17 protein-coding genes and 1 tRNA gene are annotated in these 16,658 nt (G+C 52.8%); 7 read left to right on the top strand and 11 right to left on the bottom strand.

All coding sequences use genetic code 11. The features are described 5' to 3' along the window. The 4 genes from C7K08_RS01455 to C7K08_RS01445 form a co-directional block, all read right to left on the bottom strand. A complete protein-coding gene (locus tag C7K08_RS01455) occupies positions 1 to 996 on the bottom strand; it encodes a Gfo/Idh/MocA family protein (RefSeq protein ID WP_106498877.1) in 996 nt (331 codons plus the stop codon). 37 nt (positions 997 to 1,033) lie between these two features. After that, entirely contained in the window at positions 1,034 to 2,338 is a 1,305-nt protein-coding gene (locus tag C7K08_RS01450; RefSeq protein ID WP_193464799.1) for a hemolysin family protein, read from the bottom strand. Positions 2,339 to 2,399: 61 nt separating this feature from the next. After that, positions 2,400 to 2,472 (bottom strand) — tRNA-Ile (locus tag C7K08_RS15350). 21 nt (positions 2,473 to 2,493) lie between these two features. Next, positions 2,494 to 2,937 (bottom strand): Occludin/ELL family protein, encoded by a 444-nt coding sequence (locus tag C7K08_RS01445; RefSeq protein WP_106498896.1) that lies wholly within the window; start codon positions 2,935 to 2,937, stop codon positions 2,494 to 2,496. Between the two features lie 62 nt (positions 2,938 to 2,999). Here C7K08_RS01445 and pyrE point away from each other — a divergent pair, with 62 nt between their 5' ends. Further along, the gene (gene pyrE, locus C7K08_RS01440) at positions 3,000 to 3,548 is read left to right on the top strand and encodes an orotate phosphoribosyltransferase (RefSeq protein WP_106498876.1); all 549 of its coding nucleotides are present in this window, start codon (positions 3,000 to 3,002) and stop codon (positions 3,546 to 3,548) included. Further along, complete coding sequence (ygfZ, locus tag C7K08_RS01435; RefSeq protein WP_106498875.1) at positions 3,541 to 4,389, top strand: CAF17-like 4Fe-4S cluster assembly/insertion protein YgfZ; 849 nt, start codon at positions 3,541 to 3,543, stop codon at positions 4,387 to 4,389. The genes pyrE and ygfZ overlap by 8 nt, the downstream gene beginning before the upstream one ends. Here ygfZ and C7K08_RS01430 read toward each other — a convergent pair. Continuing rightward, complete coding sequence (locus C7K08_RS01430; protein WP_241536954.1) at positions 4,347 to 5,759, bottom strand: TM0106 family RecB-like putative nuclease; 1,413 nt, start codon at positions 5,757 to 5,759, stop codon at positions 4,347 to 4,349. The two genes, ygfZ and C7K08_RS01430, sit on opposite strands and share 43 nt — an antisense overlap. A gap of 29 nt (positions 5,760 to 5,788) precedes the next feature. Here C7K08_RS01430 and C7K08_RS01425 point away from each other — a divergent pair, with 29 nt between their 5' ends. Then, on the top strand, positions 5,789 to 7,237 hold the full coding sequence (locus C7K08_RS01425) for a phosphohexomutase domain-containing protein (RefSeq protein ID WP_106498874.1): 1,449 nt from the start codon (positions 5,789 to 5,791) through the stop codon (positions 7,235 to 7,237). Here C7K08_RS01425 and C7K08_RS01420 read toward each other — a convergent pair. Then, complete coding sequence (locus tag C7K08_RS01420; protein WP_106498873.1) at positions 7,216 to 8,007, bottom strand: glycosyltransferase family 2 protein; 792 nt, start codon at positions 8,005 to 8,007, stop codon at positions 7,216 to 7,218. The two genes, C7K08_RS01425 and C7K08_RS01420, sit on opposite strands and share 22 nt — an antisense overlap. 339 nt (positions 8,008 to 8,346) lie before the next feature. Between C7K08_RS01420 and rdgB the strand changes: the two genes are divergently transcribed. Then, positions 8,347 to 8,982 (top strand): RdgB/HAM1 family non-canonical purine NTP pyrophosphatase, encoded by a 636-nt coding sequence (rdgB, locus tag C7K08_RS01415; RefSeq protein WP_106498872.1) that lies wholly within the window; start codon positions 8,347 to 8,349, stop codon positions 8,980 to 8,982. On the opposite strand, the gene C7K08_RS01410 is transcribed toward rdgB, so the two are convergent. Genes C7K08_RS01410 through C7K08_RS01400 form a run of 3 tightly spaced genes read right to left on the bottom strand, consistent with a single transcriptional unit; the run spans position 8,956 to position 11,957 of the window. Continuing rightward, positions 8,956 to 10,425: a carotenoid oxygenase family protein gene (locus tag C7K08_RS01410; RefSeq protein ID WP_106498871.1), complete on the bottom strand. Its 1,470-nt coding sequence runs from the start codon at positions 10,423 to 10,425 to the stop codon at positions 8,956 to 8,958. The genes rdgB and C7K08_RS01410 overlap by 27 nt on opposite strands. A gap of 40 nt (positions 10,426 to 10,465) precedes the next feature. Then, complete coding sequence (gene hisB / locus C7K08_RS01405; RefSeq protein WP_106498870.1) at positions 10,466 to 11,086, bottom strand: imidazoleglycerol-phosphate dehydratase HisB; 621 nt, start codon at positions 11,084 to 11,086, stop codon at positions 10,466 to 10,468. A gap of 4 nt (positions 11,087 to 11,090) precedes the next feature. Beyond that, complete coding sequence (locus C7K08_RS01400; protein ID WP_106498869.1) at positions 11,091 to 11,957, bottom strand: bestrophin family protein; 867 nt, start codon at positions 11,955 to 11,957, stop codon at positions 11,091 to 11,093. 197 nt (positions 11,958 to 12,154) lie between these two features. Between C7K08_RS01400 and C7K08_RS01395 the strand changes: the two genes are divergently transcribed. After that, positions 12,155 to 12,676, top strand: a complete 522-nt coding sequence (locus C7K08_RS01395; protein ID WP_241536953.1) for a carbonic anhydrase — start codon at positions 12,155 to 12,157, stop codon at positions 12,674 to 12,676. 27 nt (positions 12,677 to 12,703) lie between these two features. On the opposite strand, the gene fabI is transcribed toward C7K08_RS01395, so the two are convergent. Next, a complete protein-coding gene (fabI, locus tag C7K08_RS01390) occupies positions 12,704 to 13,486 on the bottom strand; it encodes an enoyl-ACP reductase FabI (RefSeq protein WP_106498894.1) in 783 nt (260 codons plus the stop codon). Between the two features lie 54 nt (positions 13,487 to 13,540). Between fabI and C7K08_RS16285 the strand changes: the two genes are divergently transcribed. Continuing rightward, positions 13,541 to 14,881, top strand: a complete 1,341-nt coding sequence (locus C7K08_RS16285) for an FAD-binding domain-containing protein (protein ID WP_106498867.1) — start codon at positions 13,541 to 13,543, stop codon at positions 14,879 to 14,881. Between the two features lies 1 nt (position 14,882). Here the strand turns inward: C7K08_RS16285 and C7K08_RS01380 are convergent, their stop codons facing one another. Next, positions 14,883 to 15,404, bottom strand: coding sequence for a hypothetical protein (locus C7K08_RS01380; protein WP_341272122.1), 522 nt, complete (start codon positions 15,402 to 15,404; stop codon positions 14,883 to 14,885). A gap of 57 nt (positions 15,405 to 15,461) precedes the next feature. Between C7K08_RS01380 and C7K08_RS01375 the strand changes: the two genes are divergently transcribed. Beyond that, entirely contained in the window at positions 15,462 to 16,658 is a 1,197-nt protein-coding gene (locus tag C7K08_RS01375) for a DegT/DnrJ/EryC1/StrS family aminotransferase (protein WP_106498866.1), read from the top strand.

The following is a 16,658-nucleotide window of genomic DNA, read 5'->3' as shown; positions in this document are numbered from 1 at the left end:
TCAAAGGGGTTGGGGTAGTTGTTGCAAACTTTGTTGCGGCTGCTCCACCGCTTTTTCGATTAGATCGGCCAGCTGTAGGGCCCTTGAAGCCTGCAAACCATCCACCGCTGGGATTTCAAGGCCCCTCACGCATTGGAGGAAATGCTCCAGTTCTGCATAAAGCGGTTCGGTTGGAGTGATGCTTACCTCTTCAATAAAGCCATCGTGGCGATAGAGCAGTTCACCCCTGTTGGCTGAATACGACTCCTGGGCGCGGCGATGAATGCGTAGGTTGCGATGTAAAAAATCAGCTTCGATCAAGCTGCCGCGGCAATGGGCGCTCAAGCTGCGYACTTTGCGGTGGCTCATCTTGCTGGCGGTGAGGCTGGCGGCCACCCCATTGGCAAAGGAAAGGGTGGCTGTTACGTAATCGATGGGTCCCTCGGTGCTTCTACCACCGGCGGCGGCAAAACCCACCACTGGCGCCTGGGCTAGTTCCAGCACCAGATCGATGTCGTGAATCATTAAATCCAACACCACAGACACATCATTGGCCCGATCGGCATGGGGGCTATGGCGCCTGCTTTCAAGCACCATTACCTCCTCGTTTGTAACCACATTCAGCAATTCGCGAAATGCGGGGTTAAAGCGTTCGATATGGCCCACCTGCAATAGGCGTGAGGCCGCACTGGCGGCAGCGATTAGTTCTGAGGCTTCCTGCTGGCTGGCGGCAATTGGTTTTTCAATCAGCACATGCACCCCAGCCTTGAGGCAGGCCATGCCCACCGGGTGATGCAACAGGGTGGGAACAGCGATGCAAACCGCCTCCACCTCATTGATCAAGCTGCTGTAATCGGCATACCAGCGGCAGTTGAATTGGGTGCTGGCAAGGCGTCCCCGCGCTTCATCGGGGTCGGCAACACCAATTAACTCTGCATCACGCAASAGGCTCAGCACCCGGGCGTGGTGCCAACCCATGTTGCCAATACCGATCACACCTACCTTTACCGGTTTCATGGGCGGGTGTGGGTGCAGGGTTGTGAGTGCAAGGTATCTARTCCTTCTGGGGGGTCATTATCACTGCATTCTCGCGGTGGCCTAGCCAGATCTTCACTTCTTCGATRCGAGGCCCATCCATGGTTAGCACTTCGAAGTGATGGCCCCCCCAKCGCAAGGCCTCACCGGGGGTGGGGATGTGTTGCAACCTCTCTAAGAGAAAACCAGCCAARGTGTGATGYCCATCGGCTTCAGGCAGCTTTAACCCMAGCTGACGGTTGAGTTCAAAAATCTCCAGATCGCCCGCCACCAGCCAAAGATCTTTGCCGAGGGGTTGCAGATCCGGCGGACTGCCGTCGTCTTCCAATAATTCATCACCAACGATTTCACCGGTGAGATCGGCAATTGTTACGAGCCCTTCGGTGCCGCCGTGTTCATCAACCACCACCAGCAGGGGTTCGCCATTGCGGATCACCGGCAGCAATTCAGCCAGGGAAGCACTCTCTTGAATCCGTTCCACATTGCGGATGTAKGCGGCCAATGGGGTGTGTGGTTGCAGTTCACCGCGGGAAAGTGGTTCCGCCAACAGCCTTAGGTCGAGCAGGCCGCGCACATCATCCAAGGAATCKCCGATCACAGGGAAACGGGCATGGTTGGTGCTGAGCACCGCCTGCATCAATTCGGCAAAGCTCACCCCGAGCGGGAGGGTAACCATGCCGTTGCGGGGCACCATCACCTCCCGCACCTGGGTATCWCGCAGCGAAAACACCCCCTCAAGGATGTTGCGTTCATCCGGTTCTAAACCGGTTACTGCATCGTTTTCAATCAAATTTTCCAATTCACCCGCCGACAGSGCTGGCACTAAACGGTCCCATTCCCGCGGGAGGCCAGTGAAAAGCAAGAGCATTTCCGCCAGCCGCTCCAGCGGCGCCAATAGCGGCGTTAAGCATCGATTAACCGCCTCCAGCAAGGGGCCTATCCGCAGGGCTGAAGCCTCTGGATCCCGAAGCACCCAAGCCTTTGGCAGCACCCCACCCAACAGGGTGGCAACGATGGCAAGGCTTAAAAAAACCAACAGCTCCAAGTAGGGATGAAGGCCGTTGGTTGCCAGGCCCACCAAYAATTTGTGAACGCCCCAGCCGAGGGCCAATAGAGAAAGGCTTACCCCTAATTGGGTTGCCACCAGGGCGCGCCGCAGGTGCCTTTGTAAGCGTTCAACGGCCAGGGCCCCGTAACTGCCATTTTCAGCTAATTCCTGCACCCGGGTGGGCCGCAGGCGAATTAGGGCAAATTCCGAGGCAACAAAAAATGCCAGCAATGCCAGCAGCAGCACCAGGCCAAGCAACCGCAGGCTTAAACCCATGGAAACCGCTTACCGCGATAACGAACTAAGTGAATTATGGATGTAGAGCGAAAAATTGGAATGGGGGTCCCGAGGATCGAACTCGGCTAAGGCGAATTATGAGTTCGCTGCATTCACCAGATTGCTAGACCCCCACGTTTCTATTCTTCCAGATTCTATTTACCCATGTTGTTGGGGCTATCAGCCACCCGCAGGGGAATCGGTTTGCTTTGCTCTTGCATGAGGGCCTTGGTGGTGTTTTCAACGGCACTGCCGTCCCAAACGATGGTTTGATCGGGAAAACCAAAACCCATCACCTTGGTGCCATCGCCACCACCCATGCTGATGCCGAGGATATCGGTGATTTGATGGGTGATATCAATGCCTCTGGCATAGGGGGAGCTGTAGGAGAAAAAGCGTTGTTCGATTAATTCATTGCTGGTTTGCACTGCACCGCAACGGGTTACCTCCACAGGCATCAGTTTTGAATCAACGCTGCTGGCGGATGGTGCTTCAAAACTGGTGGTGCACACCACAGGGCCAGCAATTGCACTGGAGCTGTTAGTAATGGCTACCAGGCCAAGCAGTCCCAACAGGGTGCAGCGGGAGCTGAAATTCATGCTTGGTGCCACCTTGCTTACGGGCCAGGTTAAAAACAAAGCATCCATTTCGCCAGTGAGCAATTTTGAGCGCTGATCCCCTACTTCAACTACTGGCGATCCATGCCTATCGGCGTGGCCAGTTCACCTTGGCTTCCGGTGCCAGCAGTGAGCACTATGTGAATTGCAAACCAGTAACCCTTAGCGGTAGRGGTGCCCTGCTTTTGGCACCGCGGCTGTTGGAGCTGGTGGAGCCTGAAGCGCTAGCGGTGGCAGGGCTCACCCTTGGGGCTGATCCAATGGTGAGCTGGGTTGCCCATGCTGCTGCCTTAGCCGGCCGCAACCTCGATGCATTGATCGTGCGTAAAGAAGCAAAGGGCCATGGCACCGGCGCTTGGCTTGAAGGCCCCCTACCCCCAACTGGTTCATTGATCACCCTTTTGGAAGATGTTGTTACCACTGGTGGCTCAGCCCTTAAGGCGGTGCATCAATTGCGGGCGGCAGGCTATGTGGTGCAACGGGTGGTGGCGATTGTTGATCGAGAGGAGGGTGGTGAAGCAGCCCTAGGGGCCGAAGCTTTGCAATTGCATTCGCTATATCGCCTCACTGAGGTGGCTGCMGCCCATGGCTAGTGAAGATTTKAATCCATGGGCCTTGATGCCATTGCCCTGGCGGTTTTGTTTTGAAGTAACCCGCTTGCCAATGCAGGGCCAGGGCAGCTTGCGATTACTCCACGGCCAAACCAGCCAAGCTCTTTTGGATTTAGCGCCTGGGCAGCAGCGTTCCACCTGTTGCCTCAATGCCACAGCCTGGTTRTTTGCCCTTGGTGAGGTATCAGCAACAGTTRACGGAGCGGAATTGCTGRTTACCGCAGGGGYGGGCGCTGAGGTTTATCGCGCTTTGGATCGGGTTATTTTTCCGGCGGATCAGGTGCACTTGCAACAGCCAGAGCAATTGATTTGGCATGGCTTAGTGGAGGCGGARGGGCCCCCAAMTCAAGCGGGTTGGGGTTTRCCKGGCCGCCATTGGCTGCTGCCACCAGAAGCGCCYCTGCCGGAAGCGCTGCAGCAGGTGAAGCAATTAACGGCCCCTGAGCAGGAATGGTTGCGCTTTCGCCAGGGCATTCCAGCCGTACCTGGCGAACTAAATGCAGGCTTAAATCCATTTGAATTGGGCCTTAACGAGCGGGTAAGCCTTGAAAAAGGTTGTTATTTAGGCCAAGAAACCCTTGCAAAATTGCAATCCAGATCTGGGCTAAAGCAGCAACTMCGCCGTTTTTATGCACCACCAGGGGTAAACATCCCAGAAACGGGAGCCAAGCTCTTTGGCCCCGGCGGTGAACGGGCTGGCACGGTGAGTTCCTGCCAAGCCAATTGGGGCCTTGCCCTAATTCGCCGTGATTGGTGGCAATGCCAGGAATTGGCAGGTGTTCAGTTGTCGCTGCCGGAGGCGGTGCTGTTYAACAGCCAGTGAGCCACTGCCCAGGTGGCAAGGCAGTCGTCGCGGTTGTATTGAAATATGCGTTTTAGTTGGTGGCGATTACCGCGAGCTAACCATTGGCGCCACCAGAGCACGCAACGGGCGCCCTCCGCTGTTGGTTGGCTCCAGCGAAAACCCCGCCAGCTGGCWACGGCCTTAAGGCCGTAGCTATCCACGGGTAAACGCCAGTGTTGCCGCACCCTTTTATGGAGGTCGATCAACCCCAGCGGCGCTTCAGCACCCTGCCTTGCGGCTAACCGGCTCAGGGCAATGGCCTCTGTTTCGCCGTAGTGCAACACCGGCCAGCCTGGGTAGGCGGCAAAAAGGCGTTGCAGCCGCAGCCATAGGCGAGCTTCGCCATGGTGTTKGAGGGCGAGCAGGGGCCGGTAGGAGGCGTTAGCCGCGCTGGGCCATTCAGGCTTGGCACCCCTGCGCAGGATTAAAAAGCCGTGTAAGAAATCATCTCTGGCATCGGGGTCGGATTCGATGTCGTAGATCAAAACGCCTGGTGCCGTAGCTAATTCAGGCAGGCCATTTTCATCAGCTTGGCTTAGGCGTTCAGCCTGGCCTGCTTCCTGCACCCTGGCCTGGGCAATCAATTCCAGCGCTAATTCCGGGCGTTGTTCACCATTGGCTTCCAGTTGCGCCATCAAGCGATTGGGATCGATGGCGGCAAGGGCGGCGCGGTTGGCAATACCCAGTTGCTGTAGTAGCTCTTGACGCTTACCGCCAATCCCGCTCACTTGGCTCAACTCCCCTGCGGCCTCTGCCACTTGGTTGCAACTGCGGCGCCAGCAGCAAAGGGTGCACTTTTTGCGGTCTTGGGTGAGGGGTGGTGCTTGYTTTTGTTGAAGGTCGATGGCAACGCGGCTAAGGGCTTGATCCAGTTGACGGCTGATTTGGCCGCYTAAGTTCACCGGCTCCTGTTGACCTTGGGGGGTGATCAGGAGTCCGTGGGATACGGCAGCGCCCTGGTGGTGTTCCACTAAACGACCCCAAAAAGCAAGGGTGAGCCGATGTTCGCGGGTGCCGTGGCGGCCCGGCTGCAGTAGTGCAGGTTGATAACTGAAGTTGCCCAGTTGGCTGGCTTTTGGCCTACGCAAGAGCAAGGTGGGTCTACCGAGCAATCGGCCGTGCTGCAGCAGCATTTGCCTGATGGCGCCTGGATTTTGCATTTGCGCTTGCAAGCGCAGTTCCTGGTCGGCTAACTGCAGAGCCCGATGGGGATTCCAGATTTTTTCATTGGGGTTGCCGTGGCGATCGAGCCAGGCTTTGCGGTGGCAGCGCAGCCAGCTACGCAATTGCCGGTCGGTGAGCAGCTGGGTCTCCGGCACCTGCCAACCCCTAGCGGCGGTATTGATCACCCACACTATGGCCAGCTGAATCCAGCCTGATGGCCTCYGTTCCTCTGCCGTTGGAGGCAGCTCCAATCGCCTTTGGCACCGATGGCTGGCGCGGCATCCTCGGCGTAGACATAACCCTGGAGCGTTTATTGCGGGTAGCTGCAGCCGCAGCAGCGGAATTGGCCCATTCCGCCCCCGCAGGGCTTGATAGCCGCACGGTGATAATTGGTTTTGATCGACGGTTCCTTGCCCCTGAATTAGGGGCTGCCATTGCAGCGGCAGTGCGCGGCGTGGGTTTAGAGCCGCTGCTGGCCCAAGAGCCCCTACCCACCCCCGCGGTTAGTTGGGCGGTGGTGGAGCGCAAAGCCTTGGGCGGTTTAGTGATTACGGCAAGCCATAACCCCGCTGAATGGTTGGGTTTAAAGATCAAGGGCCATTTTGGTGGTTCGGTGGAGCCGGAATTCACCGCCAGGGTGGAAAAACGTTTAGCTGCTGGTGGCATCAGCKTGGCGGARGCGGGAGAAACCGAATGYTTCGATGGTTGGGCTGAATATTTAAAGGGCCTGCGCAGCAAAATAGATCTCAAGGCCCTAAGCCACGGCCTAGAAGCAATGAATATTGCCGTGATTGTTGATCCAATGCATGGTTCTGCCGCCGGCGGYTTACCTGCATTACTTGGCAATAATGTGCAGGAAATACGCTCAAATCGCGAYCCATTATTTGGCGGAAATCCMCCTGAACCATTAGCTCCTTATTTGAGTGAATTAATAACAGCTGTAAAACAATCCACGGCAGCGGCTAAACCAGCAGTGGGAATTGTTTTTGATGGAGATGGTGATCGGATTGCCGCAATCGATGAACGGGGAMGATATTGYAGTACGCAGTTATTRATGCCCTTATTTATTGAYCATCTCGCCAGGGCAAGGAATCTGCCAGGCAAGGTGGTGAAAACGGTTAGTGGATCGGATTTAATGMAGTTGGTGGCTGAAGATCTGGGTAGGGAAGTTTTGGAGATGCCGGTGGGATTTAAATATATTGCCACTGAAATGTTGAGCTCTGAAGTGTTGGTTGGCGGTGAGGAATCCGGCGGGGTTGGTTTTGGCATGCACCTGCCAGAACGGGACGCCCCCTTTGCGGCACTKCTATTGCTCGAGGCTTTGGTGGAGGGTGGTAARCCCCTGGGCGAAAGGTTGGATCAATTGCAAGCCCGTTGCGGCGGGGCCAGTTTTTACGATCGCTTAGATCTACGCCTTAAAGATATGGCGAGYAGGCGGCGGCTTGAGCAGCAATTGGCMGAGGCACCACCAGCTGAGGTGGCCGGTGTTGCAGTTAAGGAATACATCCGCACCGATGGCTTGAAATTAAGGTTGGGCTTAAACCATTGGTTGATGCTGCGTTTTTCAGGTACGGAACCCTTGCTCAGGCTTTATTGCGAAGCGCCAGATMCTGAAAGGGTTGCGCTTGTATTGAAATGGGCTCAGCAGTTTGCAGAGGCGTGATTTAAAGTTKGAATTGAWCCAGTTATTACTGATCCAGWTGCTACCGATCCATTTGAMGTTAATTTRTTCGATTGCTTGATGATATTTTCACCCCKCGCCCAGGCGGCATTGCGGGATAGAAGTTCTAATTCATCAAACCAAGTGGTTTTAGTCATTTGGCCAGGGTGAATGCGTATGTGATACACATAGGAATCAACAATAATACCCGGTGCCGTTGATGTAACCGCGATCATCATGCCTATATCTTCCCCCTGGGGAAGCCCCATCCAGCCGCCCACACTTTTTAAAAGGTTCGATTCAACCAGGAGAGTTGTGGGGCCGAGCGGAATACTTGCTTTTGGTGTGGGCCAAGCGCGCCAAACATCCCCGGCGGAGCWGGGGCCTGCTGCGATAATTATTGGATCGAGTTTRTGGTCATCGGTGCAGTAGCCCGCAGCCCACTTAGCAGCTTGAGAGCTGTTAATAGCCGCTAATCTTTTATCTATTGATAGGGGATATAGCCAGTCGTCATCGTCGGCGCTTGTGATCCAATTGCCACGGGCAATAACCAAACCTAAATTGCGSGCCGCCGCTTGCCCGATGGGCCTTGCGGTTGAAATGATGGTTGCTTGCTTGGCAAGATCACCAGGTAAATTTGCGGCRTCTTTACCGTCTATMACAATTACATGTTCCACATCGCAGTTATTACTGCTAAGGCTTRCGTTAAGTTCCACCAGCATATCAAGCCGATCAGGCAAAAGCCTGGTGGGGGTGATCACGCTAACGCTCATTTATTTGCCTGGAAAGTAGTTAGAAGTTAAAAAGATTAAATATGCTTACAGCTAAACAAGCCTTTGCTCATAAGCCCTTTAAAAGTATAGTACATTTTTGCTAAAATTGCCCGTGATATGCATTAGAATTCGAATTCATTGCTCAAAACCTACCCTTGGCYGATAACAACAAAAAATCYGCCCCCTGGGCTGGCCCCTTGATTACCTTGGCTGGATTAGGTGGTTTTGCTCTGCTGGCCTGGCTAAGCATTGTGATGCTTGATCTAAAGCACCTCAATACCTCTGGCTTTACACTACCCTGATAATAGCTTACCTTGGGAAATAGCTAATCTTGATAAAATGATTGAAGCGACTTCTTTTGATTTTAGTAAACTTATCATTGCAACCAATAACATTGGCAAGCTCAGGGAGTTTGAGGCATTGCTAGTTGATTTGCCGCTAGTGATTGCAGGGCAACCACAGGATTTAGATGTGGATGAATCCGGCAATAGCTTTGCAGCTAATGCACGCATAAAAGCKGTTGCGGCAGCCCTTGCMACAGGGGAATGGGCCCTCGCCGATGATTCGGGGCTTAGCGTAAAYGCTCTTAACGGTGCACCTGGCATATATTCGGCCCGTTATGCAAACWCCGATTCGRAAAGAATTAATCGCTTGTTGATAGAACTTGAGCAGGCCCAACTTTTAAATCCAGAATTTGACCGCACTGCCCAATTTGTTGCTGCTTTAGCCCTTTCAGATCCTAGCGGTAGGGTTGTTTTGSAGGTGGAGGGTTGCTGTAATGGCGAAATCCTTGAGCAGCCMATAGGTGAGGGSGGTTTTGGTTATGACCCAATATTTTTAGTGCCTGAACTGTCTTTAAGCTATGCACAATTAGATAAAGGAACAAAAGCACTTGTTGGCCATCGCGGCAAAGCTTTTGCTCGATTATTGCCAGAATTGCAAGAACTATTAAGCATCAACCCAGCTGCCATGTAAGCCATAGGGAATTGCAAGCGGTAATTCCACAATTGCCTCTTCACTTAAATCAGCGGCATTGAGAATTACTAAGTCGCTGGCGCAGCGTGCACCGTTCCACACAATGCACAACACCCAGCCGTCATCTTCTATGGCTGAATCAGGCCTTGGCACCATAATAGGCTCGCTAACAAAACCCTTGGGCCCAGCACTCCAAATRTGTTTGGAGCCATTAAAYAAATCAAGCTTTTTAATTGCTTGCAACGGRGCATTGCCCTGTTCCCTTTCGGCTATTGCCATCCATCCGTAGCGGGCTTTTTCACCTTCTTTGTGTGGRTTAACCATCGCAAATTCGCAGCAGCGTTCACTTAATCTTTCGGTTTCAACGCTGTTGGWTTCTAGGTTGATACTGCAGCGCTCTAAAAGRCCCTCTGGGATTAAWTCAAAATCAACCTCTCGGAAATCTTGATCTGGGCCAATCGAGGGGAAATCTGCATAGTAAATACTTTCAACYACTAAATTATTGCCATCCTCCCATGCATTTAGGTGGTGAAAAACAAATCCAGCTGGTGCGGGTATCAGCCTGGGCTGCTCGCCGGCATGGGCTCCTTCCGCCCTTGGAATTAACCAGAATTGGGCTTCACCGCCMGCTTTTGATTGCAGGCATTGGGCKGCACCCTTTTGGCCAAAAACAAAAGGCAATGGATTAAATGCAATCGCATTTTGTAGAAATATTGCCCAATTCGGTGTAATTGCAAAATCATGCAGAAAGGCAAAACCTGGAAATGTGTCTTGGCGATCGTGTAGTAATTGTCCAGCTTTAATTCCATTGCTTGGATCGGCTTTGCAGGCAAATTCCATTAAMCGTATGGAACTGCGSGGGCCRGTTTTTACACCAAAAGTAACCATCTTTTCTTTGCCATGGTGGCCTGGATCAAAGCGGGGATGGGCGCTGAATGCCTCTCCGGGTTTGAGCACTCCATCCAGCAAACAGAGGCCTTTGGTTTCTAAACTGATTGGATCAAGGGCATAGGGCTCAGCTGCTTCCCAAAGGGCTAAMAGTTGATCACCTAGGCGTACAACATGGGTATTTGCAATATTTTTTAAGCGGAGATCAAAGGCATTTGCTAACAGTCCGCCYGGTTTTTTACTGCCAAATACGCCCCGATATAAAACTTTGTTTGCTTTCTCCTCCGCCAGCCAGCCTTCCGTGCGCACAAAGCGRTTACTTAACTCAACCCCTTGCTGGTGAAAGCGCAGGGCCGTAACCATGCCATCACCATCAAAGGGATGATGCACCCAATGGCCGCCGCGCTCTAAACGGCCAGGGCCATTGCGGTAGAGGGTGCCCGCTAGTTCCTTGGGTATTGAACCGCTAGTTGCTTTGAGGGSGGCGCCAGTGAGCTCTTGCCCCACGTTGCGAAAGGCACTGGCCCAATCGGCACGGCTATAGGCAACTGTCATGGCGAGCTCAAAGCTGCCGCCATCCTCGCGTAACGGAGTGTTAAGTGTGGGCTTGGCCCGCCTGCTCCAAAACCCCTTTGCTGCTGGGTATCGCCCCTGCCCGGCGTGGATCAATTTCAACCGCYAGGCGCAAGGCCCTTGCAAAGGCTTTAAAGCAGGCCTCCACGATGTGGTGTGAATTAACGCCAGCCAACTGGCGGATGTGCAGGGTTAGGCCGGAATTATTCACTACGGCTACAAAAAATTCCTTCACCAATTCGGTGTCGTAGCTGCCGATTTTGGCGGCGGGTATTTGCAAGCCATAGCTGAGGTGGGGCCTACCACTGCAATCAAGGGCCACCTGCACAAGGGCCTCATCGAGGGGGGCCACAAAGTGTCCAAAACGCTGGATGCCGCGCCGATCCCCCAGGGCTTGGCTTAGGGCTTGCCCCACGGCAATACCAACGTCTTCATTGCTGTGGTGATCATCAATATGGGTGTCGCCAACGGCAGTGATCTCCAGATCCAGCAGGCCGTGGCTGGCGAGCTGGTTGAGCATGTGATCWAGAAARGCCACCCCAGTGCTCACTTGGCAGCGGCCAGTGCCATCGAKATTTAGTTGCACTTGCACATTCGTTTCAGCGGTTGTGCGATGCACCTGGCCCTGGCGGTTTTTGGTCATGGAGTTAGGTCCAGATGAGTGCAGATTGATTTTGCGGGGGTGTGGCAAGCGGGTGATTAGCAGTTAGCAGATTACTGCTAATCGTGGCGCAAATGCGATTCATGGGTAGGCCAAATATTCCATCAACAAATGGAYTTTCYGTGTAGGCACCAAGCCTTTCTGCCAAAACAAAACCAAATAGGCAAAGAAAGCCAATAAGGGCACCGCCTGGMTCGTGCATGGAATCAAGGCGAATAAATAATAAATAACCAAATATCCACACAATTGCTTTGATAAAAAGATCGTAGGATGCGGGTAGWGGCTGATTGCGAATGCGCTCAAGCCCACCCAAGRAGTTGCATGTTTCTTCCTGAACATTTAGTAAGTTGAGCCGCCCGAGGCCGTCAATGCGGCCAAGKTCGCACAACTTAAGAAGCTCAGCAGACAATAATTGCAATAAATCCTGACTGCTGCTGTTCTTGCCAAGGCCAAGCTGTTGGCGTAGATCATCTATTTTGSGGGCACAAGTGGGATGATAAGAGCCTCTTAGCTCTCCGTTTAAGGTCCAAACAAGTAATACTTGYAGCCCYAMAAGTTTGTTTAATTCCGCTGTTCTATCGCTGTCGTTTGGTAGTAGMGCCAGCAAGCCGTTGCGCCAGTTGCGGCTGCCGTTAACCAGGCCGCCCCAAAGGGTTCGTGCTTCCCACCAACGGTTGTAGGCCTGAGTGTTTCTAAATGCAGTAAATACAGAAACTGATATGCCCAGCACYGGTAAAAGTATCTCAGGCAATATTTGTTTGGCCAGATTAGGAGCTATTGGAATGCTGATAAAGCAAAGCACTAGGGCAAATAATATTTCTTTGCCCATCGATTTAACTATCCACCAAGCCATCACAAGGAAYGACCAGCGGCCAACGGGATGAAGCAYGGGGGATAATYTGTTTACACAAAGATTATCTCCCTATGGCCGCCGCATCCCCGTTGCAACAAAATCCCCAGCAAGTTTTTGAATTGTTGTTGGAKGGTCACCAACGYTTTTTGGATGGCCATTCGCTTCATCCCCAYTCCAGTSTTGAGCGGTTACATCAAGTGGCTGCAGGGCAACACCCCATGGCAGCGGTGCTGGGCTGCGCTGATTCACGGGTGCCGTTGGAATTGTTATTTGATGCGGGCCTTGGTGATTTATTTGTGGTTCGCAGTGCTGGWAATACGGTTTTYACTTCAGCGATCGGCTCTTTGGAGTATGCCGTGGCGCATTTGGGTATTGGTTTAATAATTGTGTTGGGCCATGAACGCTGTGGTGCGGTGTCTGCTGCCCTTGATTTTTCAACACATTTGCCCCCTGCCCTCGGCCAGGTTGTGGGCCAGGTGCGGATGCAATTAATGGCGGGCGGAGTGCTACCTGAAAATCAMRCTTCTCAAGATCAAAATTCAAAGGATATCCTTCTTGATCGGGCYTGCAGGGCTAATGCAATGCAATCCGGGTGTAATTTGGTTAATTCCAGTGTGTTGTTAACMGATCGGGTGCGCGCTGGTTCATTGCTGGTRAAAACCGGCCACTACGACCTTGATACAGGTGAAATTGACTGGCTGGATTCAGTTCAAGCTTAGTTTTATTAAAAACTATTTTTGCMCATTTCACATCCCTGTTATGCAGTAACCAGCATCCACATAGAGCACTTGGCCTGTAATTCCTGAACTCAATGGGCTTGCCAAAAAGGCTGCAGTGTTGCCAACTTCCTCTTGGCTAACCGTGCGGCGTAGGGGCGCCTTTTCTTCAACATTGTGAATCATRTCGAGGATGCCGCCGATGGCACTACTTGCCAATGTGCGGATTGGGCCTGCACTGATCGCATTCACCCGCACCTGTTTTTCTGGCCCCAATTCAGCAGCTAGATAGCGCACAGATGCCTCTAGGGCCGCTTTAGCAACACCCATCACGTTGTAATTGGGGATCGCCCGCTCAGAACCCAAATAACTCAAGGTGATCACACTCCCACCCGGATTAAAAAGCGGTTTGGCAAAGCGGCATAGGGGAGCCAATGAATAGGCGCTCACCTCAAGGGCTCGGCTAAAACCCTCGGGGCTGATGGCGCTGTAATCACCAATCAATTCCTCCTTGCCAGCAAAGGCAAGGCAGTGCACCAGCACATCAATGGAACCCCATTGCTCGGCAACCCGCTTGAATACGGCCTCAATTTGGGCTGGATCCTGCACATTGAGGGGTTCAAACAAGCTTGGTGYCAGTGGTGCTGTGAGTTCACGCACCTTGCCTTCAAATCGRCCCTTTTCATCGGGTAAGTAGGTAACCCCTAATTCACAGCCTGCCCGATGCAGCTGCTGGGCAATACCCCAGGCGATTGATTTGTTATTTGCAATACCGGTAACTAGGGCTTTCTTGCCGCGGAGATCAAGGAGCATGGAAAAGGCACCAACTATTAGGCGATTCTCCCCCAGCGGCGGCAGCATGGGGAAATGGCCCTGCATCGATCCCTGCCTCTACCCGAAGAGGGCGACTTAACCCGGGGCTTCCCCGATCGCAATTGCCTGCTGCAATACCTGCGCCAGGAATTTCCAGCTGCGGCTGCCATTGATGGCCAGCTGAGCCCAGTTATTGGTGGCCGCAAGGCGGCGGAACTAGCCCTGCGCCGGGTGGATCCTCTGGCCTATGGCCGCAGCCGTAATTTTTTAAAAGGGGCGGTTACGCAACTCTCGCCATATATCCGCCACGGCCTGTTGGGTTTAGCAGAATTAAAGCAATGGTTGGTTGATCAAAAGCGACCCTGGCGGGATCAAGAAAAATTAATTAGCGAGTTGGCTTGGCGAGATTTTTGGCAGCGGGTGTGGCAACAATTTGGAGACGGCATTTGGCAAAATATTGAAGAGCTTAAAACAGGTCATTCAGCCGAAAKTTATGGCGATTCGCTACCTTTAGATCTGCGCAATGGTGAAACAAAACTTGCGTGCATTGATGCTTTTCAACGGCAACTAGTTAACACCGGCTGGCTCCATAACCATGCCAGGCTYTGGCTTGCTGCCTATGTGGTGCACTGGCGCCGGGTGCGATGGCAAATGGGCGCCCGATGGTTTTTGCAGCACTTGATCGATGCAGATCCAGCTAGCAATAACCTCAGCTGGCAGTGGGTGGCGAGTTGTTTTAGCGCTAAGCCCTATGTATTTAATCGGGCCAACTTGGAGAAATATGCTGGCGATAGCTTTTGCCGCAGTTGCGCGATGGTGAATTCCTGCCCATTCGATGGCAGCTATGAACAGATTCAGRGGCAGCTTTTTATTCCARTACAGCCTAACACTAATAAATTAAATGACAACAAGTTTCGGGCAGAAAATAGTAATTTAGCTAATCATAATTTAGGTAAAGAAAAGTTAGTTAAACCTTTGCTTTGGATCCATCAAGAGAGCTTGGGTCCCGCCAATCCCCTCTGGCGTGCCTGGCCTGAGGCGCCTGGCTTATTTGTATTTGATCGAGGCKGCATTGAGSATGGRCAGATCGGTTTAAAACGGCTGGGTTTTGTATATGAAAGCCTTCTGGAATTGCCTCTGGTGTTGCGCAATGGTGATCCGGTGCTTGAAATTCAAGCATTTGCTAAACGCTGTGGYTGCGATGGTGTGCTAACTCAAGCCCCATTGGATCCACATTTAAAAAGWATCATTGCCGCTCTSCAGCAACAGCTTCCTGTGGTTGAAGTGGCTTGTGAACCATTTGTTGATTTGCCCAGCCCACCCCAATTGCAAAGGTTCACGAAGTTTTGGAAATTAGCTGAACCTTTATTGCGTGAACAGTTCATCAATGAATAATTCAAAGTTTGCTGCCTTCTAGCATTTTTTGCTCCTCTTCCCGGATCAGATTTGGATCCGGCAGCAGGTCTTGCTCTTGAAGGGCTGGCAGGGGTTCAGCCACCACTTCAGATGCCCTGCGGGGCGGGCTTTGCCATTGGAAGCTTGCCTCTGGAGCGCGGCTTTTACAAAGCGCTTCGCTTTCGTGCCGCAACTGGTTTTTCACTTGCCAATGGCCCACTGCCTCAAAAAATTCCCTGCGGCTGGCTAGRCCTGAACTAAAAGGTGMGGATCCATTGCCATTGAATAGGCGGGCGGGATCGGCGGTCCAGCGCGGTTTGCAAATGCCAGCTTCAGTGGTGTTGGTGTCTAACCAAATGTGGATGCCATAGCCATCCGGTTGATTAACTACCGCAAGGCCRTCGTGGGGTTCATGGCGGCTTAGGGGATAGGTTTTCCAGCCCAATGGCGATTTGCTGGTGCCAACTACGGCCACAAATATCAAGGCACCGCCAATGGCTAAGGCTTTCCAGGGCATATCCATGGTGTTAAACAACAATTTTCGGCAAGAGGCATCCATGGAGCATTTAAGGTGGGCCCCATGGCAATTCCTCCCTTTGATCTGAGTGTTCAGCTGGCCGAGCTGGGGGAGGAGCTCGATCAGGCGGTGCTCCAGGTGCTCCGCAGTGGTCAATACATAGGCGGGCCAGTTATTGCCAGCTTTGAAGAAGCATTTGCGGCTGCTTGTGATGTGCCCTATGCGATTGGCTGCAACAGCGGCACCGATGCCCTAGTGCTTGCTTTGCGGGCCCTTGATGTGGGGGTTGGCGATGAGGTGATCACCAGTTCATTCAGCTTTTTTGCTACGGCAGAAGCGATCAGCGCCGTGGGAGCCACGCCGGTTTTTGTAGATGTAAACCCCAGCACCTATTTGATCGATTTGGATCAGGTGGAAGCTGCCATTACCCCCGCCACCAAAGCGCTGTTGCCCGTCCATTTATTTGGCCGMCCAGTGGATATGGAGCGGTTGATGCAATTGGCTAATCGCCACAACCTATTGGTGGTGGAGGATTGCGCCCAAGCCACCGGTGCTAGCTGGGCKGGTAGAGCGGTTGGTAGTTGGGGGGATGCCGGTTGCTTTAGTTTTTTCCCCACCAAAAAYCTTGGTGCAGCGGGAGATGGCGGAGCAGTTACCTGCCGTGATGGGGCCCTGGCCCAAAGGGTGAGGGAATTGGCAGTGCACGGTATGCCCAAGCGCTATTTACACACGAATCTTGGCTACAACAGCCGCCTTGATGCCCTGCAGGCGGCGGTGCTGCTTGTGAAATTACCCAAATTGCAGGAGTGGATCCAGCGCCGCCGGGCCATAGCCAGCGCCTACCTTGCTTCCCTTAGCGATTTAGCCAATCTGCAAGTGCCAGATCCTGGCCCTGAAGGCCATAGTTGGAATCAATTTGTATTGCGTATTCCGGCCTGCCCGAATGGCGCTAATGCTTGTGATAATGCACATTCAGCAACTTGTATTGCTTGCCCCACCAGTGAGATGCATGGCCTACCTGAAGGCCGTTGCCGCAATTGGTTGCAGAGTCAATTGCAACAGCGTGGTGTGAACACAATTATTTATTATCCAATTCCAATTCATCGCCAACCCGCCTATGTTGATCTTGGCTATGGCCCCGGCAGCCTGCCAGTTACTGAGCGCTTGGCTTCTGAAGTGCTCAGTTTGCCGATTTTTCCAGAATTGAATAATGCGCAATTGCAGCAGATATTAGAGGCGCTGGGTGTTGAATTTAATTAG

This window comes from Synechococcus lacustris str. Tous, from assembly GCF_003011125.1.
GTDB classification, from domain to species: domain Bacteria; phylum Cyanobacteriota; class Cyanobacteriia; order PCC-6307; family Cyanobiaceae; genus Synechococcus_D; species Synechococcus_D lacustris.
This window is presented reverse-complemented; position numbering and strand designations above follow the sequence as displayed.